Raw genomic sequence first — 21672 nt, forward strand, 5'->3', positions numbered from 1 at the left:
TTCATACTCCTAACGTGCACCTTTACCTAATACTATCACTTCTACTGTTTGTAACAAAACCAATACATCCATAATTAGTGAATGGTTTTTAACATAATATAAATCATATTGCAGCTTATTATATGTATCTTGCTCGCTAGCACCATAGGGGTATTTTAGCTGCGCCCAACCAGCCAAGCCAGGCTTTACCCGATGCCTTGTGCTATAAAAAGGGATCTTTTGTTCAAGTTCTGAGACAAACTCTGGTCTTTCAGGCCTAGGGCCAACCAAGCTCATGTCTCCATTAAATATATTTAATATTTGCGGCAGTTCATCAATTCTTACCTTTCGAATAAAACTACCAACTCGAGTAATACGCATATCATTTTTAGCCGCCCACTGAGGACTACCATCTTTTTCAGCATTAACAACCATACTTCTGAACTTCAAAAGTTCAAAGTTTTTGCCGTTTAATCCAACCCGAGTCTGTCTATAAAAAATGGGGCCTTTAAAGCCACTTTCTATAAAAATAAGAATGGCTGTTACAATTAAAAAAGGGAGCATTACAACCAGTAAAACAAAACTGATAAGAATATCAAATAGACGACCGAAGAAGGAACCTATTGTTCCTTGTTTACAACCCTCACAAAAAATCATCCAACTTGGATTCATCATATCAAGCCGGATCATGCTTTTTTCTCTTTCCCAAAAACCAACAAAATCAATAACATTGATGTTAGAAAGTTTGCAATCTAATAGAGAGTCAACAGGCATTTTTTTACGTCGATCTGCAATTGCTAACACCACTTCATCAATTTCATAGGCTGAACAATATTCGGCTAGATCATCACCCGGTTTCACTAAATACTGCTCAGGAACACTGATATTATCTTCTGAAACAGGCACAAACCCATGAATCACGTAACTTGCATTTTTCGGTACTAATGCTCTAGCAGGATCTGTATCATCAATTAAATTTTCAGCTAATTCACCCGCACCATAAACTAATATTTTCCGCCTTAATGAGCGTCCATCTACGGTATGAAGAAAAATAAGGCGTACTAGTATAATAATACCTAAACTCACACTCAGGCTATAAGCAAAAATGCCGCGCCCTAATAAAATGTCAGGCATCAAATAGTACAAAATGACCAAGCCTAATAAACCTAGTGCAAAACTAATAAAGACTCTAACAGTAATTGCTGGTAGATAGTACTTTCCTAATGGACCTGGAATTTGGTATTGCCCCATAGCAATCATTCCAAAAAGCATTGCTAAGGAAAAAATTAATGCTCTTAATGGAAAATTCATAAGATTTTCTTGAGGAGGCTGCCAAACAAGTTGTTCAAACCTTAAATAAGCGCCAATGTAGACCGATACGAAAAGTACCAGGAACTCGAAAACTAGCAAAAAAATAAATGGTGTTCGAAAGTGATGATTAAATATCTTGACCGTAGCCATAACCAGCAATCCTATTCATATGCAATTATCCTTAATAAGCCTTTTACTTCACAACAAAACAGCCTCATAAATCAACTATGAGCCCAAAAAAAGAAAGTGTTGAGATAATAAAAACTATCTATTTCAGTGAGTTACTAGAAAATACAATTTAAAATACAAGTAATAATTATTATTAACATCTCAAAAATTGCCCCTAATTTAAATAGGGAAAAAGATCGTACCGTGACCTTTACTAACTGTCAAGGAATGATCGATTTTGTCACATAAATTAAACAATGAAAACAATTATCTACAGTAACTAATGATTATTTCAGATACGCTCTTGCACAAAATCAACTAAGCTATTTATCGACTCAAAAGCATCTGCGGATAAGTCATCGTCTTCAACAATAAAATCAAAATCTTCTTCTAGTGCAGTTAGAATAGAAACAATTGCCATAGAATCAAACTCAGGTAAGTTACCTAGCAATAAAGTATCATCACTGAGCTCTTCTTCTCTAATATCAAGAGAGAGAGTATCAATCAGTAATTGCTTTATTTTTATCGAAATGTCTAACCTGTTCATAGTTACCACTTTTGTGTCATTTGGCGCGATTCTATCAATAACTCAAGCAATTTGCACAGCTCAATTTTGACTATAATTGCGTCTAGCCAAAATAAAATCATTATTGGTTATAAACGGAGGTAGAATTTATATCTTATTTTTCTTATCCTATGACAACTTACCCTAAAGAGAATATGGTCGTGACAACACAAGTAGAATCCTTCAATAAAGCCCAAATCAAAATCGTATTGTTAGAGGGAATTCATCCCAGCGCAGAAAAAGTTTTTAGTCAGGATGGTTACACCAACATAGTCACAGCTAATAAATCATTACCTGAGCAAGAATTAATAGAAACTTTGAAAGATGCTCGTTACCTGGGCATTCGCTCTCGTACTCAAATAACTCCTGAACTACTTGCTCATTGCTCAAAATTAGAAGCGATCGGCTGCTTTTGTATTGGAACCAATCAGGTTAACTTAGAAAAAACAAAAATACTGGGTATCCCTGTATTTAATGCCCCTTTTGCCAATACTCGGAGCGTTGCAGAATTAGTTCTAGGCGAGATGATTTTATTACTAAGAGGTATTCCTACCAAAAATGCCGCTGCTCATCGTGGCGAGTGGTTAAAAACAGCAGAAAACTCTTTTGAAACTCGAGGAAAAATACTTGGTATTGTGGGATACGGCCACATTGGAACTCAAATAGGGATTTTAGCTGAAAACCTAGGGATGAAAGTTCAATATTTTGATATTGAAAATAAGTTAGCCCTTGGAAATGCTCGCGCAGCAGAGAGCTATTACTCGTTACTAGAAACTTCTGACGTTATTAGTTTTCATGTTCCAGAAACCCCTCTGACAAAAAATATGATGAATGCTGAGGCTTTTCAACATATCAAAAAAGACTCTATATTACTCAATGCTTCAAGAGGTACGGTTATTGATATAGAAGCACTTGAACAAGCATTAGAAAGTAAGCATCTATTAGGTGCCGCTATCGATGTTTACCCCAAAGAGCCTAAATCCAATCAGGAAGAGTTTATATCCCCATTACGTCGATTTGATAATGTCATTTTAACGCCTCATATAGGCGGAAGCACCAAAGAAGCTCAAGCGAATATTGGTATTGAAGTTAGTGAAAAGCTTATTAAGTACTCTAATAACGGCTCAACAATTTCTGCTGTCAATTTTCCTGAAGCAGCACTGCCACCTCATATGAATAAACACCGCATTTGTCATATTCACCATAATGAACCAGGCATTTTAGCCAGAATCAATGATGTATTTTCTAGCAATAATGTCAACATCTCTGCACAATACTTACAAACCGACGAAGCTGTAGGCTATGTTGTTACCGACATCGACTACTCATCAAGTGATAAAGTATTTGAAGCTTTAAAGAAAATTCCAAAAACAATTCGCACTCGAATACTTTACTAGCCCAATCAATATTCTCTATAACGACTCTAGATGCACCAATTTGGTGCGTTTAGAGCAGGTATCATGTAAACTTGCATAATATTTTCGGTTAAAGACTATGATATGCCAGTTTCTTTATCAATTAATTCGCTCGTCACTGCAATTATTTTACTTGATAATAAACACCACATTGCTTACTTGAACCAATCAGCAGAGCAATTACTTGGGTATAGTGGCAAACAAATTAGAGACGAAAGCTTTTTTGAGCTAGTAAAAGGTGATTTTGATCAAGCTTTACTCGATCGGTTTTCCCAACAACAAAATACCGCTTTACTGGAAGAAATTGAGATTAAAACCTCGACCGGCGTTCTTACAACGAATATTGTGCTTTCTAACTATCAAAAAGAAAATAAACAATATACATTACTTGAATTACAATCCAACGAGCATCACTCGCGTATAAGAAAAGATATTGAGTTACAGCAACAAAGTAGGGTTAGTAATCACCTAATCAAAAATCTTGCTCATGAAATAAAAAATCCTCTTGGAGGAATAAAAGGTGCAGCGCAGTTATTAGAACGAAAGTTACCTTCCCAATTTTCTAATAAATACTCTCAAATCATTATTCGAGAGTCTGACAGACTAAGCCAATTAGTCGATCGTTTATTGCTACCATCAAAACCAGAAGAAAAATCATTCATTAATACGCATATCTTGATCGAACAAGCTCTTGAACTAGTATTATTACAACAAAAACATCCTATTCAAATCATAAAAAATTATGATCCGAGTTTACCTAACCTACGAGTTTCTCCAGGACAAATTCAGCAAGCTTTGTTAAATTTAATCAAAAATGCAGCAGAAGCGATTAGCTCTGATGGTGCAATAGAAATACGTACTCGCATTATTCATCAGCATACAATTGGAAAAATCCAACACCGCCAGGTTATCAGAATAGACATACTAGATAACGGCTCAGGTATACCCTCTTCGCTGATAAAAGACATCTTTTTTCCAACTATCAGCGGCAAAAACGGAACCGGCCTTGGTTTAAGTATTGCTCAATCACTTGTCCAAAGACATGGTGGTATTATCGAAGTAGAAAATCTTGAAACCAGCAGCCTCGATCAGGAAAAACGTTCAGCTAAAACCTGTTTCAGTTTATATTTACCTGTGGAAAAAGAGAATGACTCAAAACACACCTAAAAAATTATTACTTGTTGACGATGACGATAGCATTCGCTGGGTTTTAAATGAATTACTGAATGACTTAGGCCATCATGTAACCCAAGCAATTTCTGCTGAGGAAGCTATTGAGCAACTTTCTCAACAAGATTTTGATTTAGTTATTTCAGATGTTCGAATGTCAGGTAAAACAGGTATGGAACTTTTAGAGAAATGTAAATCAGAGTGCCCAAAGATGCCGATTATAATCATGACAGCTCATTCTGATCTAGATAGTGCTGTTAACGCCTATCAAAAAGGCGCCTATGAATATCTACCAAAGCCATTCGATTTAGATGAAGTCTCTACAATAATAAACAAAGCTTTAGCACCTTTAGATTCCCAAGCGGGTAACCATCCAAAAACTCAAGAACAAAGCAAATTTTCAATTATTGGGGAATCAGCTTCAATGCAAGATCTCTATAGGGCAATAGGACGGCTTTCCAACTCACATGTTACCGTTTTATTGCATGGAGAATCAGGGACAGGCAAAGAACTGGTCGCCAATGCGCTTCACCAGCACAGCCCTAGAAAAAATGCACCTTTCATTGCATTAAACATGGCGGCAATACCAAAAGATTTGATCGAATCTGAGCTATTTGGACATGAAAAAGGTTCATTTACAGGAGCAAGTGGTCGTTATCTTGGACGTTTTGAACAAGCCGACAACGGCACATTATTTCTGGATGAAATAGGTGATATGCCATTAGAAACCCAGACTAGACTACTACGTGTGCTTTCTGAAGGGACTTTTTATCGCATAGGAGCAACGCAAGCCACACGAGTCGATGTTAGAATCATTGCTGCAACTCATCAAAACCTTTTAAATAAAGTTAAACGAGGCGAGTTTAGAGAAGATCTTTATCATCGACTTAACGTCATACCACTTCATTTACCTCCTCTACGTGAAAGAAGTGACGACATTCCAATACTGGCAGAATTTTTTCTAAAAAAGATTTCAGAAGAGTTAATCGAACCTCAAAAACAAATATCCCCTGAAGCTCTAGATATCATGCAAAGCTATCCGTGGTCAGGAAATGTACGACAATTGGAGAATGTCTGTCGTTGGCTGTCTGTTATGACTAACAGCCAGGTAGTCCTACCACATGATCTTCCAAAAGAACTACAAACAGAAGAAGACCGTACAATAACATCAGACTGGCAAAGTCGCTTAAACAGAAAGTTAAATGCTGAGCTAGCCAAAAACAATGAACAAGTTTTTATTGAGGTTCAACAAGAGTTTGAAAAAATCATTATTAAATCAGCTTTAGCAAATACTAGTGGAAAAAAAGCCGAAGCTTCAAAATTACTCGGCTGGGGTAGAAATACTTTAACCCGAAAGTTAAAAGAAAACTAAAATTTCAGCAATAAAAGCTAAATTATTTTTTAATCAATTGCTCAACTGCAACAACTCAAAGGTTCCTCTATGCGTACTATCAATTGCTTATTACTACTATTGCTTGCCAACATTTCACGTGCTACTGAACAGATACCTGAAGAATTTATTATTGGGCACACAAAATTTTCCCTAAACATTTATCCTTTAGAAAGCCACCCAAACAGTAAGGAAATCAGAAAAAAAATAATCTCTTCGACATTAGTCAGTACAGCAAACCACCGGGGCTATATAGGCACATGGGCTCTTAGAGATGGGCAACTCTGGCTAGATAGGATAATAAAAGGCTCTTGCTCTGAAAATTCAATTACACTTTTAGAATTGTCAGATCTTTTTTTTGGGCAAACAATGCCAATCAAAGCCACTTGGTTTACTGACAATATTAATTTAGGTATCAGTGAAAGAAAATATTTTTTTAAAGATATAGATGGTTACTCTGGAGTAGAGTTTGAAGCAGTTGTTCTTAAGTTTGAATCTGGAAAATTAGTCTCACGCAACATAGAAAAGATTGTTGAAAAATATAATTAACCTCATATATGGGGTTAATTAACGACACTCGCCACTATAATCAACCTGACGCCAAGCTTCATAACTGATAATAGCAACCGCATTCGATAAATTAAGACTTCGGTTATTTGCCATCATAGGAATTCGAATACGCATTTCTGGAGGAATACTATCCATCACTTCAGGAGTAAGCCCGTGAGTTTCTGCACCAAATAAGAGGACATCACCATCTTGATATTTTATATCGCTGTGTGACCGAGTACCTTTGGTGGTACACGCAATAATACGTGCCCCTGACATTTGCTTTTTAAAGGTAAAAAAGTCTGGATAGAGAGTCGTATTATCAAGGTCTCGATAATCTAAACCTGCACGACGAACTTTCTTTTCATCTAAATCAAACCCTAGCGGTTCAATTAAATGAAGCTTACACCCATTATTAGCAACCAAACGCATAATATTACCAGTGTTTGGGGCAATTTGAGGTTCAAAGAGAGCAATATGAAACATAATGATCTAACAGTTTATTGCTGAAAAGCGGCTTGAATTCATGAGCATAAAATTTAAAAGAGAAATACTAATCTCCCTCAACTTTCAGCGTACGAGTCAACAATTGTTTAGCCGCCACTTTTGGATCTTGTTTTAAATACAATATGCCATAAATTGCCTGACAAACAGGCATATCCACAGAATGCACCTCCGCTAAGTGTCGTACTTCTTTAGTATTACGTACACCTTCAACAACTTGGCCAATTTCTGCTACAGCTTTATCTATAGAAGCTCCTTTACCAATTGCCAATCCAAAGCGCCGATTACGAGACTGGTTATCCGTACAAGTGAGTATTAAGTCACCTAACCCTGCCATACCAGTGAAGGTTTCCTTTCTTCCACCAAGCTTCTCACCCATTCGCATCATTTCAGCCAAACCTCGCGTGATGAGTGCTGTTCTAGCATTAGCACCAAAACCTAGCCCATCAGCAATGCCAGCCCCTATTGCGACAATATTCTTGAATGCTCCTCCAAACTGAACCCCTTTTAAATCAGAACTCAGATAAATTCGAAACGTATCATTAACTAATCGGCCACTTAAATCAGAAGCAAATAGCCCATCATCAGCACCAAGCGTAATTGCCGTAGGCGAACCAATTGCTAACTCTTTAGCAAAAGTCGGTCCCGATAACACCGCTTTGGGGCGGTCAGCACCCAATACTTCAATGACTCGGTTTTCTAAAAACTCACTCGTATCAGGCTCTAGACCTTTACAAGCCCAAACAATTCTTAAATTGTGATTTCCTAATGCTTTCAAAGCATCCAGAGTTTTAGAAAAAGCATAGCTTGGAGTAGATATTAATATATCGTCTATGCCTGTTACAGCTTCTGAAAAATTCGATGTTACTTTCAAGTTCTCAGGAAGCTTAACACCAGGCAAGTATTTTTGGTTCTCACTAGCCAGGTTAATACTATCAACCTGTTTACTATCTCTTCCCCAAAGAACGGTATTATTACCATTTCTGGCTAGTAATATAGCCAAAGCAGTACCAAAAGAACCAGCTCCCAATACTGCTATTGGTTTACTTAAAATGTCAGACATTAATAGATGAAACTATTGAACAGTTTCAGAAGCAGGGGCTTCAATATTACCTTCAGCTTCTTGTTGCTGTTGGATTCTTTCCATATATAACCCCATAAAATTAACAGGTGCCAATTGAATTGCAGGAAATCCTGTTTTGCCAATTAAGCTCGAAATAGCTTCACGGACATACGGGTATAAAGATTCTGGTGCTGCGGCACCTAATAATTGATGAGTTTGTTGCTCATTGAAATTTTTGATGAAAAATAAACCCGCTTGCTGAACTTCTACTAAGAATGCGGTTTTGTCTTCAACTTCTGCACTTAAAGTCACGCTCAATACAACTTCAAAATGATCTTCCGCCACCTGACGTGACTTACTGTTCATTTCCATTTTAACTTCTGGCTTGTATTCTATGCTAAACATTTCAGGCAAGTTAGGTGCTTCAAAAGAAATATCTTTTACATAAATTCTTTGGATCGCATATTGTGGTGCTTGCTCGTCGTTAGCCACTGCTTCTGGGCTTGCATCTACTTGATCGGTCATAATCTCTCTCTTCTATATTCAATATTATTTTAATTCATTACGAGTATTTCTTAGGTTATTGGAACAACTAACCTCTAGCGAACACCACTTAAAAACTTATATACCAGAGCTATTTTACAACAGGTAAATTATCGCCTACCCAACTAGTCATGCCTCCAGCCAGTTTATACAAGGGTCCAATACCTGCCTTTTTCAGTGTTTCACATGCACCATTAACTTGAATTCCATTAGCGCAGACCATAATAATGGGTCTGCCTTCATATTTTTCAAGGTCTTTGGTGCTTTCTTTTATTTTGCTCATTGGTACATTTAGTGCACCCTGAATGTGCCCTTTATTAAAGTCTCCCTGCCCTCGAATATCAACCACTACAGCATCTTCTCTATTGACTAAGTTGGTCAATATTTGCGTGGTTATCGATTTAGGCCCAGTCGCCATATGCTTTATTTGGGTAATCAGCAAAAATACTGCTATTAGAACCCACCCTAGCGAAAGTTCCCAATGCCGTATCGCAAATTCATAAAATTCTGTCATAACAACCCTTTATTTAGATTATTCTAATATAAATAAAATACTCTATAGTACATGAGGCCGAGCATTATACACACACCACCTATGCTAATCTACGGAACATAGCAGCTTGCTAAGTTCAATCGAATAATTTTTATTATCACAGCCCCAGAAGCATACGGCTATATCAAAACCGAGTTAATTGACGATCACCGCAGTATCTTCCAGACCGCCTTCGTGACTATCAACAAAGCGAAACTCATTAAAACCAATTTTAATTAAGTCGCCATCTAATACCTTTTCTCTTTTAACCTTTCTTTTATTAAGCTCAGTACCATTTGTGCTTTTTAGATCTTCTAAATAAAACACCTTTACATTATCCATGTAGGGATCCGTTTCTGTAACCAAACGGGCATGTTTTGAGCTAACAGACTGATCGTCAATTTGAATATCGCAATCTTTTGCACGACCAATAATGACAACCTCTTCACTTATTTCCCACTTATTAATCACAACATCTTCAACAATTAATGCAAGATAAGCCATTGATATAACTCCTATCAGTTATCTACTTCATATAATTTTGGCTAATTACTTCCAAACGTTCTATTTATCTCCTATAGAGGGCACTATAACAGATCATCAATTTTCACTGCACCAAATGTTAAATTATCAGTGCTCCCATTGGCCAGTGCCAAGTCCACAAGTTCTTTCGCTAAATTATTCTGTTTAGTAAACTTTTTAATATAAGCCTCAATTTCTTTACTTGTTAAAAAATCATGAATACCATCGGTTGACAACAACCATACATCTTCTGCTTGAAGCTTCCCAGTCACAATATCTACTTCAACAGATGCCTTAATACCAATCGCTTTAGCAAGAATATGCTTAGTATTCGAGCGTTCTGCTTCTTTTTTACTAATTGCGCCTTTATCCAGCAAATACTGTATTGCAGTATGATCTTGTGTCATTTGCTTAATTTGATTACTTCGCCATAAATAAGCTCTAGAATCACCAACCCAGGCAACGTAATACCGTGTTGCTTGGCAAATAAGTACAACGCCAGTCGTACCCATTCCTTGTAACTCAGGATTTTTTTCCGCAGTATCAAAAATATGTAAATTAGCTGTCTCTATCGTATTAAGAAGCCACTCATTCCAGTTAATTTCTTCCTGTTCTTCAACCCGTCCAAATTGCTCTTTAACCTCTTCAACAAACATTTCACTGGCAACTTCACCTGCCTTATGCCCTCCCATGCCATCAGCAATAACCATCCAAAATATCTTTTTGTTCTCATTTTCACAACAAGCAATTGCATCCTCATTATTCGAGCGAAAATTTCCTGTCACACTAATTTTTTCACATTTAAAATTCACACTCATTCCTTTATTTGACTTTATATTGCCCTATACAAGAGGAGCCTTCTTAAAGTCTCGCTTCAATGCATTAATTAAAGCCAGCTTAAATTCTTGTGCTGTTTGAAAGCGCTTTTCTATTTCCTTATTCATCGCTTTATTAGTAATTCGAATAGCACTACTCGGTAGTTTAGTATTCCAATTCTTTAATGCAGTAGGCCTTGACTTAGTAATACGATAAGCAACACTAGCAATCGACTCACCTTCAAATGGTAAGTGTCCACTCAACAATTGATAGAGCGTGATACCCAGACTAAAAATATCACTACGACCATCAACTCTTTTACCAAGCACTTGTTCTGGAGACATGTAATAAGGACTACCCATTATTGTTCCAGTTCGCGTTTTACTTTTATCTGCTACACATGCGATACCAAAGTCGGTTAAGGTTACGCGTTGAGTATCGTCATCATAGATAATATTCGCAGGCTTTATATCTCGATGAACCACATTCTGTCGGTGGGCATAATCCAGCGCATCTGTAATTTGTATCATTAACTGGTAAACTAACGAAGGTGGTAACAACGTATCAGGTTTAATAAATTCCGATAGCGGCGCACCGGTTAGCAAATCCATTGCGATATAACCTAAATCACCTTCATCCCCAACATCATAAATTGTGACAATATTTGCATGACTTAAATTGCCTGCTGTTTCAGCTTCACGGAAAAAGCGGGCTTTTGTTTCCTCAAATTCAACACCACCAGCATCGTGAGATAACTGCAATGTTTTAATCGCAACATGTCGATTAATCTTAGGATCAACGCCTTGAAAAACAATCCCCATAGCTCCTTTGCCCAACACACCTTCAACTTTATATCGACCAAAACTTTCAACCTGATAGTTAGGCATAGACAGCAGCCCTGGACTAGATTGACCAGGAGCGATAACAAGCGTACTATCTAAAGACTCATTAGAAACTCTCTGTTCAAATTCTTCCAGCTTAGATAAACTTTCCGGGTGTTTAATACCGCTACTCTGAATCCAACGATAAATTTTTTGTGCAAGTGTTAATTGATTTTTAGACTCAGCCTGAAGGGCAATATCAAATGCTTTATTAATTAAATCTTGATTAGGCTTGGTCTGCTCCAAATAAACTTCAAGTTTTTCAAATGTTTGAGAACCATAGAAGATTGGTAAAGACTCTCCCAAAAGTTGGTTGTGCTTTTCGCTAAGCAAATCAACAATAGCAGCCTCTTTTCGATAAGCCAGTATTACCAGCCAAGACGAAAACACAATAATCATTGAAGGGATCACTGACAACCACAGCATTTGAGTAAATGCGATATATTGACAAACCGCTAACACGATTCCAAAAATGATTAAATAAAGACTCTGGTAGCGTATTTTTAAATGGCGTAAAAACCACACTATAGCGAGCCCAATCAACAACACAAACCATTGAATAAACTTAACTAGTATATTTTGGTAAAGATACCTTTGCTCTAATAGTCGTTCGGCAGTTCTAACAACATTATCCGCATACTCAAAAGCGTTATTATCAAAAACAATTAAGCGTGGGGGAACAGTGTTTTTTGTAGTAACAAACGTTTTAATCTTGAGTGGTAAGGTTAATGGACCAGCACTATAAACAACACCGTTTATTCCTAATGGCCATCTCATTTGGGGTGAATCGAGCTCTAAATGCCAGCCAACCTTTATATTTGAGGACAAACCCAATTTGGTTTGCCTTATTGCTTCACCTATTAAAGTTAAATAGGTTCCATTTTGATCTCGCCAAATTAAGGGAATTCCACCTTGTTGATCAACCATTAGCGGAGAATAAATAACTTGATTAGAAGTTAGATGCTTCATTTGAATATGAGATGGATACCTGATTTGATTAATCCCTTTAACAATCCAATTATGCACTAACTCATTTTCATCAATATTGAGCGCTGACGAAACATTGCCTGTTGCCAAAATAACTTTACCATCGCGAGGTTGAGCTTTAAGGTATTTTTGTAAGCGCAGCTTAAAACTCGGTGATAAATCGCCTAAAAAAACAACAGGGGTTTCCTTATACTTTTCTAAAACTTCAGTAATATTGGTAAAACCAGCCTTTGTAAAAGGTGTCCCTAACCGAATGAGCTGCGAATTTGATTTTAAGTCGGGAAATGTTTGATACAAATATTCACGGTTAGTCTGGTTTAGCCAATTAAACCCACCCTCAACGGAATACCACCCTAAACCTATCCAAAGTAAAAGCAGCAAATAAAACCAGCCAGTTTTATGGATAGGAAGTAATTCATGCTTCATAGGGATTTTTTGCCTTGTTCCATTCAATCTCATTATTATTATTTTAGCCGAGTTTAGTATACCGACAAGAGCATTGAAGAATCTACAGACTAAACCACTATTAAGTATATACTCATGTCCAAATCTGAGTTTAGCAATAAATCACATCTTAAGGAATTCGTGTATAATCTAATACAAATTAACGACTCACTAATTTTATAGAAGTAACAATGCAAAAAAGACCAATAGCACTCATCATTATGGACGGCTGGGGATATAGTGAATCTCCTGACTCAAATGCAATTATGGCCGCAGATACACCAGTTTGGGACAATTTATGGCAAACCTATCCGCATACACTCATATCAGGTTCAGGAGAAGATGTTGGACTTCCGCATGAACAAATGGGCAACTCAGAAGTTGGCCATTTAAATTTAGGCTCGGGCCGAGTGGTTTATCAAGATTTTAGCCGAATAAGTAAAGCGATTGATGATGGTGAGTTTCAAACCAATAAAGCAATAGTCTCAGCAATAGAAAGCGCAGTCACTAAAGGCAAAGCCGTTCACATTATGGGGCTACTGTCCGATGGCGGAGTACATAGCCACATTGATCATATAAAAGCAGCACTCAAGCTTGCCGCTGAAAAAGGAGCAACAAAACTCTATTTACATGCTTTTTTAGATGGCCGAGATACTCCTCCACAAAGTGCTTCACAATATATACAAGCAATTGAAGAGTTAACCACGGGCAGAATTGCTAGTATATCCGGGCGTTATTATGCTATGGATAGAGATGAACGCTGGGATAGAGTTCAACAAGCTTACCACTGCATAACAACAGGCCAATCTGATTTTGTCGCAAGCTCGGCTCAACAAGCATTACAAGATTCGTATGAACGGGGTGACAAGGATGAGTTTGTCAAACCGACTATTATTGGAGAAAGTGTACCAATTCAATCCGGTGATACCGTTATTTTCATGAATTACCGTGCCGATAGAGCCAGAGAACTCACCAGAGCATTCGTTGAAAAAGAGTTTGATGGTTTTGAACGTCCTCAATTAGACGTTAATTTTATTATGCTGACTCAATATGCAGCCAATATCCAAACCACATCAGCTTTTGAGCCAGTCCCTTTGCCCAAAGTTCTCGGAGAACATTTACAAGATTTAGGCAAAACTCAGTTGAGAATAGCTGAAACAGAAAAGTATGCGCATGTGACCTTTTTCTTTAATGGTGGGGTAGAAACACCATTTGAAGGTGAAGACAGAGAGTTGATTCCCAGCCCTAAAGTTGCTACCTATGATTTACAACCAGAAATGAATGCACCGTTACTAACAGATACTTTAATTACAGCAATAGAATCAAAAAAGTATGATTTCATTATTTGTAACTTTGCCAACCCTGATATGGTTGGTCATACTGGAAACTTTGATGCAACAGTAAAAGCCATTAATTGCTTGGATACATGCATTGGTCGTATTATTAACTCATTACAAAAAGTTGGTGGTGAAGCTATGATCACAGCTGATCATGGTAACGCAGAAAAAATGACCGATCATGAAACCGGTCAACCACACACAGCGCACACCAACTTTCTTGTACCTTTAGTTTATGTTGGTCGACAAGCAACACCAACTAAAACTAAAGGAGTTTTGTCTGACGTTGCACCCAGTTTATTAGCGATAGCAGGACTGCCTATACCGAAAGAAATGACAGGAACACCATTAATGGATATAACTCAATAACGAGTGGGAGTTTACAACTCCCTCTACATAGCAATATAACAACTAAAAAACAAATAAAGTAGGCAATCGATTGATTTTTAAGCTTGGAAAATACATATTACTTTGTGCTTTTATAGTGGTATTAACTAATCTATCGCATGCAACCCCTAAAGATTCAGAAAAAAACAAGCAAGAATTATCTCAGCTTAAAAAAGAAATACAAAAACTCCAAAGAAATTTAAAGTCAAAACAAAAGCAACAAAATAAGGCCATATCAAACTTAAAAAGCACCGAAAAAAAAATAGCCACCGCAACCAAGATTCTTCGCTCAACAAATCGAAAGCTTACCCGTAAAGAAAGCGAATTAAAGCGTTTGCGTAGACAACAAAAAAACCTTGATAAAAACAAACGCCAACAAAAAGCAGCTTTGGCCCAACAAGTCAGATCAGCCTTTATTAATGGACGACAGGAATATATAAAACTATTACTTAATCAAGAAGATCCTGAAGCACTTGGTCGCATGTTAGTTTATTACGACTACATGAATAAAGCCCGCAGCCAAAAAATGGCTAAATTACAACAAACCATCAAAGAACTGGAAAATATTGATGTTGCTATTCAGAAAGAAATTCGTCAACTGACTCTACTAAAAAATTCTAAAGAACAAGAAACGAACAAATTAACAAAACTAAAATCCAAGCGCAAAAAATTGGTCGATACTTTGGCAAAAGAAATAAAGTCAAAAACTCAGAAACTTACAGAGTTACAAATTAATGCCAAAGAGCTTCAAGAATTAATTGACTCTGTACGCGAAGCTATAGATAAAATTGACTTCTCTCAACCGCTTGATGGTTTGAGATCATTAAAAGGAAAGTTACGCTGGCCAACCAAAGGAAAAACAATACAACGCTATGGTAGCCGCCTAGAAGAAGGACTAAAAAGCAACGGAGTTGTTATTGGTGCAAAAGAAGGTAAAGCAGTCAATGCCATACATTATGGGCGTGTCGTTTATGCTGATTGGTTAAGAGGGTTTGGTTTACTCGTTATTATTGACCATGGTAAAGGTTATATGAGTCTTTATGGTTACAATCAAGCCCTTTATAAACAGGTTGGAGATTGGGTAGAATCAGGAGAGTCAATAGCAACAGTGGGGCAAAGTGGTGGTAAACAACAACCAGGTCTGTACTTTGAATTAAGACATCAGGGTAAACCTTTTAATCCAAAGCGTTGGTTTGGTAAATAAAGTGCAAATTGATATAAAGCCTTAAGGTTTTCTCAAATCCCTTTGCTCAACACCACCCAAAAACTCTCTCCGAATACTTTATTCTAAAGTATTGGCGAACTTGTTGATTCAGCTTTGCTGGTAAAAACAGTCAGTGATAAACATTTTAACACTTTTAACTGGTAGATAAAGTAAATCACTCCAAAAATAATTCCTCCTATAAGCAATAACTTTTCTAATAAATCAAGTTGAACAAATAGCAATGTAGATATCGCTTCAACCCAGATAACCGAGCAAATTAAAACTAAAAGTTGAGCAGAGTTAATTCGACTCATGACATACCCGCCTAGAGGCGCGCCAATTGCAACAACAGGAGCAGCAACAAGCCAACTGTTAAGAACAAACTCAGAAATAATCGTATCCTGGCGAAATAAAGTAATAATAGTCCCAACAATGGAACACATTGCCATATAGGTCACGGTTGTCGGAATAATACTTCGAGCATTGGTTTTAAAAATAACCACTAAAATAAAAAAAAGCAAAGTATCTGCACCAGAGCCAATCAAAGAAGTAAATATTCCAGCGGGTAAACCTATAGAAAAAATCAGCCAACTTGATATTTTTTGCAATTCATTATTCTGTTGCCTGGCAGTAGCATGAGTTTTAATCAAAAAAACTCCAGTAACAAGAGCAAATAGACTAAATAACAACTTAATAGTACCACCATCAAAAGAAAAATAAATTAATCCTAACCATAATCCTAAGCAACTACCTGGTAATAATAGCAATATCCATCTCCATACAATTTTAATATTTAAGCTATAAAATAAAATTGCGGCAAAACTCATTCCAATAGACTGGATAAATAACGAAAATAATTTGGCTTGTTCTGCTTCAATAAAAAAGAGCTTAGTAAAAACAGGAAAAGCCACTGCTCCACCACCTAAAGGAGTCGAGCCTGCGACAAATGAACCAAATAACATCGTCAGACCGCTTGCCCAAAAGTTAACCCAAAGATGTGATACTTCAAGACTAGATACCACCCCACACCAACTCACAAGACCAACCAACAGACATATAGGGTATACCCAAAGTCGCACCTTTTGATATTGCAAAAATCACCTCGGAAGAAAAATAATGTAACACTACAGTATATGAATTCGTTTCAAAGTTCGGTTTAATCCTTGCCCTTGAAATCGCCTTCTACCATGTAAATTTGCATGATTGTCAACTAATAAATAGTCCCCTTTATTCCATTGATGATCATAAAAAAATTGGGAGTTATAACAAAACGCAACTATCTGTTTTAACAAAGCATCGCTTTTTTCTCGCTCCATGCCAACAATCTGGGTATTAACCGGATTCACCTCTACATTATCTTCATTGAAAGGTTCGATAAACTGCATGCGTAGTTCTTTAGTGATAGGATGTTCGCTCACCAGTGGTGTTTGTATCACTCCACCATAGTGAGCTTTCTTTTCCGTCTCATAGCGAATAGTCAATTTTTTAAATTCTGAAATTTGATCTAATGGTAAAGATTCTAGAAATTTAACTGTATTCAAAAATGTTGTTTCACCGCCACCAGCTTCAGCACTTCCTTCAATGCATTGAAAAAAGTTAAACCTTGGCACAGCCGATGCAAAAGCCCCATCCCAATGCAACTCAACTCTGCCTTGACTAAAAATATGATTTTCTGGATTAGCTCTTATTTGCAATTCAAGCACATGTCCAAAATCCCATTCAAGCAAGTCGCCAAACTGCCGACAAAAACTAGACATTTCATCATTATTCATCGATAAAAAACCTCGAAAAATCACTAAACCATGTTCCAAGATCTCCTTTTCTAAAACATTTGGCTCTAATGACAATAAAGATCGATCATTTTTCGCATGAATGATTAAACCAAAAAATGGATTTTTAACTGTATTCATAACTCTCTCAATATTCGAGTGCCAATAATCAATACAAAATTATTCTGCACGCTTACCCCATAAAATAAAATTTTCATCAGGAGTAACCAGCAATTAAAAATAAATTTGCTATTTAAAATCAGACTATTTTATTATTACATTTTCTCAAAGTGACTCGGCTTGCCATCGGCATAAACAAGTACACAACCTAATTTTTCAGCTTCTTCTTTAGGTAATAGCATAATCTCTTCCTTATGTTTTACTACTACGGAATGCCAAGGTGTTGTCCAAACATCATTTTCAGTGAGCATTGAAATACCTATTTTTTCGGACACCAAGTATTGAGGATGAATTGAAAGACGAACCGCTTCTGGAAAGTGTTTTTTTAACAGGCGACTCCATGCATTGCTTCTTTGAATAACACGATAAGCAGCTAACTTGGCTTTTTTTTGTAATGCTGTGCGACTTAATTGGGAAAATTTTTCTATCCCAGAAAAATCTTCCAGCATAAACTTTGTAATTCCCAAATACATAGTTGAAGCCTCACGTTCATTTTTAATTCTGCGGCGAAGAGAAATCCATGACTCGCCATATTGAATCATCAATTCCTCTCGAAGCATTGCAAAATCATCCACCTTTTCATAGACATTATCTAAATTATAAAACTCGATATAACCTGTTAAGTGCTCCATTGCATAAGCTTTTATTGCATTTCCATACTCAGTAACATGACTATCGGAAACATGGATAACATCAGCAAAAACACGACCATCAGAACAAATAATCAGCTTAGCTCCTGGAGAATAAATATTCTCAATTTCTTTGCATAAATCAACTAAACGAGTCATTGCCAGAAACTCACCATAATCCGGTAAATGGCTTAACGTTTTTCGACGGTTAGGAGACTTCACAGGAAAAGCAGGTAAAATCAATTTAATTGGCTTTTCATGCTCTACACAATTAATAATATTATCTAAATGTGGTTCGGCTTGTTCGCTGAAAGCAACACTTTCTTTAATAGGTAATAATCTACGACGAGCAAAAATAAGCTTAATTATATTAGTTGCCACTTCCACAGATGATGATAATTTTTTCTGAACGACTAGTTCACTATTCATTGTTAAATTCTCTTTCTGTTAAGTTTAATTGCGCAAATAATGAAACGCTTGAGTTAATGTCAGATCGTCTTGAATTGACATTTCAACAACATGGTGTAATTTTTCATCTGAAACACCTAGATTTTCTATATCAGACAAACCACGCAAAAAGCCGCGATACATCACACTCAACATGTCATGATCTAATTTCATAATGGCATTTTCATCTAATGTAGCTCCCCTGTTCTTTGCATGTTTCATCAAATCTTTACTCAATTCAATGTCATAAAACTCTCCTTGGTTTTTTCTATTTTCCTGTCCCTTAATCATTTCCAGAAATTCATTTTTTATTCGGTTAATTTTGCTAATACCTGACTCTCTAACCATATTAACCATTTTTTCGTCATGCGCTTCTTGAGACAAATGATTCATCGAAGGACAATAGCCATATGCTCGAGCATAAGAGGTTGGTAAAATTAAGCCATACCAATGCATTAACAGTGCTTCCAAATGCACTTTGGTTACTTCATAACTACCATGATAATTACCTGAAATATGCAAGAAAAACCCTTCAAACCAAAGTTTTAAATAGGCATTGTAAGCTTTCACTTTACCTTCAAATGTTTCTTTATCACCAGTTAAATCAGTTTCAATTAAATCACCAATCATCCGGTTTGCATCGGTAAGGTAAGCAGAACCAGGTGATAGCATAGGCTCTAAAAATGCAGATGACATACCTGTCATAAACCAGCGCTCTGAAGAAAAACTTTGCTTCGATTGACGCGATAGTTTTTTCATAGACTTATAATCTAATAGCTCAAACTGCTCGCCCAATAGCTCTTTCATACATGCATGTGATTGCAGAAATTCAATAAATTCCTGTTCTCCTTTTAAAGTAATATCAACCATATCGGTTTTAACGGTTACACCAATACTAAAAGTTTCATAGTCAAGGGGAATTAACCAAATCCAATATCCTTTGTACATAAAGTGATTTGTTGCAAGTGCCCGGCTAGTGAAATTTGTTCTCTCTCGCCATTGCTCATCACCTTGGTGATCGATCAACTTAATATTCTTAAAACGTCCCCAATGAGACGCAACTGGGTGACGTTCATCAAGTGACTGAATGAGCTCCATTTTTTTGCCTAAAGGCGCAGCAAAACCTGCAGCATCAACTAAGTAGCGACAATCTATTGTTCCTTTTGAGGTTGAAATTTTATGACCTTTTTCTGCATCAATTAAAATATCTTTAACCGTACAACCAAGGCGTACATCAATACCAATCTCTTGATTCATTCGACAAATATCATTATCAAACTTTTGTCTATTAAGTTGATGAGCAGGTATAAAATGGAACCACTTGCGACTTAACTCACTCATTTCTGAGATTTTTAAATTTTTATCTAACGTGTCAAAGCTAAAGCGCAAACCATGTTTATAAAGGTGATGACAGTCTAAGTAATATCCTAGCTTTAAATCATTGGCGGCATAATCCCAAAATGTTTCTAAAGTAGACTCACCTACCCAACTATCAAATTCATTTTTTCTATCAAGCACAATAATTTTAAGTTCAGGTCGTTTTAGTTTTAACTGCCTAGCTAAACAACTACCTGCCATAGATGCACCAACAATTGCCACATCATAAGTTAAATCTTGCATAAATTTCTCCATTGAAATTATTTCATTTTGCATTATTAATTTTTTATTTTTAATTAATGAGTACTGGTAATTGGATTGCCTTATCAGTGTTTCATAAAATTAATACTTAGTTTTGATATTCTATATCAGCAACACAAAAACCAAGATACAATTTGAGATACCATCTAAGATATTTAAACTTTAACATCATCAATCTTTTATTTTTGATAATTCAGTCTCACTTTAACCGTAAGTTCACGGTAATATTCCCTATAATCTCAACAATCTAAAACTCACACACTTGTTACAAAATAATTTGTTAATTATTTCTACAGGTTCAACTTTTTAGTCATTTTTATATGATAAATTCATCTTCGGCAAAGTCATGTAGTTAACGTAAAGCGCTGGCCAAATAATAATTTTTTATTATCAGAGCAATTACTTTTCATGCAATAGCATTAACTTTTGTATTATTTTGCTCTTAAACCTTCTTAAACCCCCAACGGAAAAATCATGTTTAATACCTTGATAAAAAATAAGTTTGCAAAGTTAGCGCCTGACTGGGTTGGCTTTGATCTCGATGGAACGATAGTGAACAGCCTGCCTGATATAACACTAGCTTTAAACTCAATGCTTGGAGTATTAGGCCGTACCAGTCAACCTGAAGAAAAAGTTCGTAACTGGATAGGGAACGGTGTACCAATGCTAGTAAAAAGGGCTTTAAGCGATAATATAGTGCCCAATAAAAACAAATATGAACTTTTATTTGCTGATGCACTGGCATTATTTATGAGAGCTTATCGACAACACCTTTGTTCAGAATCTTATTTATACCCTGGAGCATTGGAAACACTAAACAAATTAGGACAAACAAGGATATCTCTTACACTAATTACAAATAAACCAATAGAATTTACTATACCCCTTTTGGAAAAACTGAATATCATAGACTACTTCGATTTAATATTAGGTGGAGACTCACTTGCCGAAAAAAAACCATCTCCACTTCCACTAAAACATGCTGCTAATCAATTAAATTTACCTTTATCTAACGGGTTAATGATTGGAGATTCAAGCAATGATATCTATGCTGCACAAAGAGCAGGTTGCCCAGTTGTCGCAGTCAACTACGGATACAACCACGGACTTTCTATAGAAGAACTATCTCCTGATTTAATCGTAGATAACTTAACTGAAATCTTTGGGTAAGTGAACATAACCAACTTGATAGAAAAATTATTGGATGACATCAGTCAGTTCAAAGACTATTTGAATTGATAT

At 36.4% G+C, this 21672-nt stretch carries 20 protein-coding genes; 7 read left to right on the forward strand and 13 right to left on the reverse strand.

Annotated elements, in window-relative coordinates; genetic code table 11:
• Positions 1-9: 9 nt before the first annotated feature.
• Both ACT5E3_RS22535 and ACT5E3_RS22540 read right to left on the reverse strand, forming a co-directional pair.
• Entirely contained in the window at positions 10-1440 is a 1431-nt protein-coding gene (locus tag ACT5E3_RS22535; protein WP_444995813.1) for a TIGR03013 family XrtA/PEP-CTERM system glycosyltransferase, read from the reverse strand.
• Positions 1441-1750: 310 nt separating this feature from the next.
• Positions 1751-2005: an acyl carrier protein gene (locus ACT5E3_RS22540; protein WP_444995814.1), complete on the reverse strand. Its 255-nt coding sequence runs from the start codon at positions 2003-2005 to the stop codon at positions 1751-1753.
• A gap of 179 nt (positions 2006-2184) precedes the next feature.
• Here ACT5E3_RS22540 and serA point away from each other — a divergent pair, with 179 nt between their 5' ends.
• The 4 genes from serA to ACT5E3_RS22560 all read left to right on the forward strand — a co-directional run bounded on the left by serA (position 2185) and on the right by ACT5E3_RS22560 (position 6547).
• The gene (gene serA, locus ACT5E3_RS22545; RefSeq protein WP_444995815.1) at positions 2185-3420 is read left to right on the forward strand and encodes a phosphoglycerate dehydrogenase; all 1236 of its coding nucleotides are present in this window, start codon (positions 2185-2187) and stop codon (positions 3418-3420) included.
• A gap of 102 nt (positions 3421-3522) precedes the next feature.
• Positions 3523-4605, forward strand: a complete 1083-nt coding sequence (glnL, locus tag ACT5E3_RS22550) for a nitrogen regulation protein NR(II) (RefSeq protein ID WP_444995816.1) — start codon at positions 3523-3525, stop codon at positions 4603-4605.
• On the forward strand, positions 4586-5980 hold the full coding sequence (gene ntrC / locus ACT5E3_RS22555) for a nitrogen regulation protein NR(I) (RefSeq protein ID WP_444995817.1): 1395 nt from the start codon (positions 4586-4588) through the stop codon (positions 5978-5980). Before glnL ends, ntrC begins: the two co-directional genes overlap by 20 nt.
• A 69-nt stretch (positions 5981-6049) precedes the next feature.
• Positions 6050-6547 carry a hypothetical protein gene (locus tag ACT5E3_RS22560; RefSeq protein WP_444995818.1) on the forward strand — a complete coding sequence of 166 codons (498 nt, stop codon included), beginning with the start codon at positions 6050-6052 and terminating at the stop codon, positions 6545-6547.
• Positions 6548-6565: 18 nt separating this feature from the next.
• Here ACT5E3_RS22560 and ACT5E3_RS22565 read toward each other — a convergent pair whose 3' ends face one another.
• The 7 genes from ACT5E3_RS22565 to ACT5E3_RS22595 form a co-directional block, all read right to left on the reverse strand.
• On the reverse strand, positions 6566-7033 hold the full coding sequence (locus ACT5E3_RS22565; protein ID WP_444995819.1) for a tRNA (cytidine(34)-2'-O)-methyltransferase: 468 nt from the start codon (positions 7031-7033) through the stop codon (positions 6566-6568).
• A 67-nt stretch (positions 7034-7100) separates the two neighbouring features.
• Positions 7101-8114 (reverse strand): NAD(P)H-dependent glycerol-3-phosphate dehydrogenase, encoded by a 1014-nt coding sequence (locus tag ACT5E3_RS22570; RefSeq protein WP_444995820.1) that lies wholly within the window; start codon positions 8112-8114, stop codon positions 7101-7103.
• 12 nt (positions 8115-8126) lie between these two features.
• Positions 8127-8639 (reverse strand): protein-export chaperone SecB, encoded by a 513-nt coding sequence (gene secB, locus ACT5E3_RS22575; RefSeq protein ID WP_444995821.1) that lies wholly within the window; start codon positions 8637-8639, stop codon positions 8127-8129.
• A 109-nt stretch (positions 8640-8748) separates the two neighbouring features.
• The gene (locus tag ACT5E3_RS22580; RefSeq protein WP_444995822.1) at positions 8749-9171 is read right to left on the reverse strand and encodes a rhodanese-like domain-containing protein; all 423 of its coding nucleotides are present in this window, start codon (positions 9169-9171) and stop codon (positions 8749-8751) included.
• 174 nt (positions 9172-9345) lie between these two features.
• On the reverse strand, positions 9346-9693 hold the full coding sequence (locus ACT5E3_RS22585; protein WP_444995823.1) for an FHA domain-containing protein: 348 nt from the start codon (positions 9691-9693) through the stop codon (positions 9346-9348).
• Positions 9694-9776: 83 nt separating this feature from the next.
• A complete protein-coding gene (locus tag ACT5E3_RS22590; RefSeq protein WP_444995824.1) occupies positions 9777-10523 on the reverse strand; it encodes a Stp1/IreP family PP2C-type Ser/Thr phosphatase in 747 nt (248 codons plus the stop codon).
• Between the two features lie 30 nt (positions 10524-10553).
• A complete protein-coding gene (locus tag ACT5E3_RS22595) occupies positions 10554-12821 on the reverse strand; it encodes a serine/threonine-protein kinase (RefSeq protein ID WP_444995825.1) in 2268 nt (755 codons plus the stop codon).
• A gap of 209 nt (positions 12822-13030) precedes the next feature.
• On the opposite strand from ACT5E3_RS22595, the gene gpmI reads away from it, so the two are divergent.
• Together gpmI and ACT5E3_RS22605 are read left to right on the forward strand one after the other, a co-directional pair.
• On the forward strand, positions 13031-14545 hold the full coding sequence (gpmI, locus tag ACT5E3_RS22600; RefSeq protein WP_444995826.1) for a 2,3-bisphosphoglycerate-independent phosphoglycerate mutase: 1515 nt from the start codon (positions 13031-13033) through the stop codon (positions 14543-14545).
• 70 nt (positions 14546-14615) lie between these two features.
• Positions 14616-15767 (forward strand): murein hydrolase activator EnvC family protein, encoded by a 1152-nt coding sequence (locus ACT5E3_RS22605; protein ID WP_444995827.1) that lies wholly within the window; start codon positions 14616-14618, stop codon positions 15765-15767.
• An 83-nt stretch (positions 15768-15850) separates the two neighbouring features.
• On the opposite strand, the gene ACT5E3_RS22610 is transcribed toward ACT5E3_RS22605, so the two are convergent.
• From ACT5E3_RS22610 to ACT5E3_RS22625, 4 genes are all read right to left on the reverse strand, one after another.
• Entirely contained in the window at positions 15851-16861 is a 1011-nt protein-coding gene (locus ACT5E3_RS22610) for a sulfite exporter TauE/SafE family protein (protein ID WP_444995828.1), read from the reverse strand.
• Positions 16862-16891: 30 nt separating this feature from the next.
• The gene (locus ACT5E3_RS22615; RefSeq protein ID WP_444995829.1) at positions 16892-17677 is read right to left on the reverse strand and encodes a TauD/TfdA dioxygenase family protein; all 786 of its coding nucleotides are present in this window, start codon (positions 17675-17677) and stop codon (positions 16892-16894) included.
• A gap of 134 nt (positions 17678-17811) precedes the next feature.
• Positions 17812-18774, reverse strand: a complete 963-nt coding sequence (locus ACT5E3_RS22620) for an L-tyrosine/L-tryptophan isonitrile synthase family protein (protein ID WP_444995830.1) — start codon at positions 18772-18774, stop codon at positions 17812-17814.
• Positions 18775-18798: 24 nt separating this feature from the next.
• Positions 18799-20412 carry an NAD(P)/FAD-dependent oxidoreductase gene (locus tag ACT5E3_RS22625; RefSeq protein WP_444995831.1) on the reverse strand — a complete coding sequence of 538 codons (1614 nt, stop codon included), beginning with the start codon at positions 20410-20412 and terminating at the stop codon, positions 18799-18801.
• 492 nt (positions 20413-20904) lie between these two features.
• On the opposite strand from ACT5E3_RS22625, the gene ACT5E3_RS22630 reads away from it, so the two are divergent.
• Positions 20905-21600, forward strand: a complete 696-nt coding sequence (locus ACT5E3_RS22630) for a phosphoglycolate phosphatase (RefSeq protein WP_444995832.1) — start codon at positions 20905-20907, stop codon at positions 21598-21600.
• Positions 21601-21672: the final 72 nt, after the last annotated feature.

Source organism: Aliikangiella litoralis (assembly GCF_052495765.1).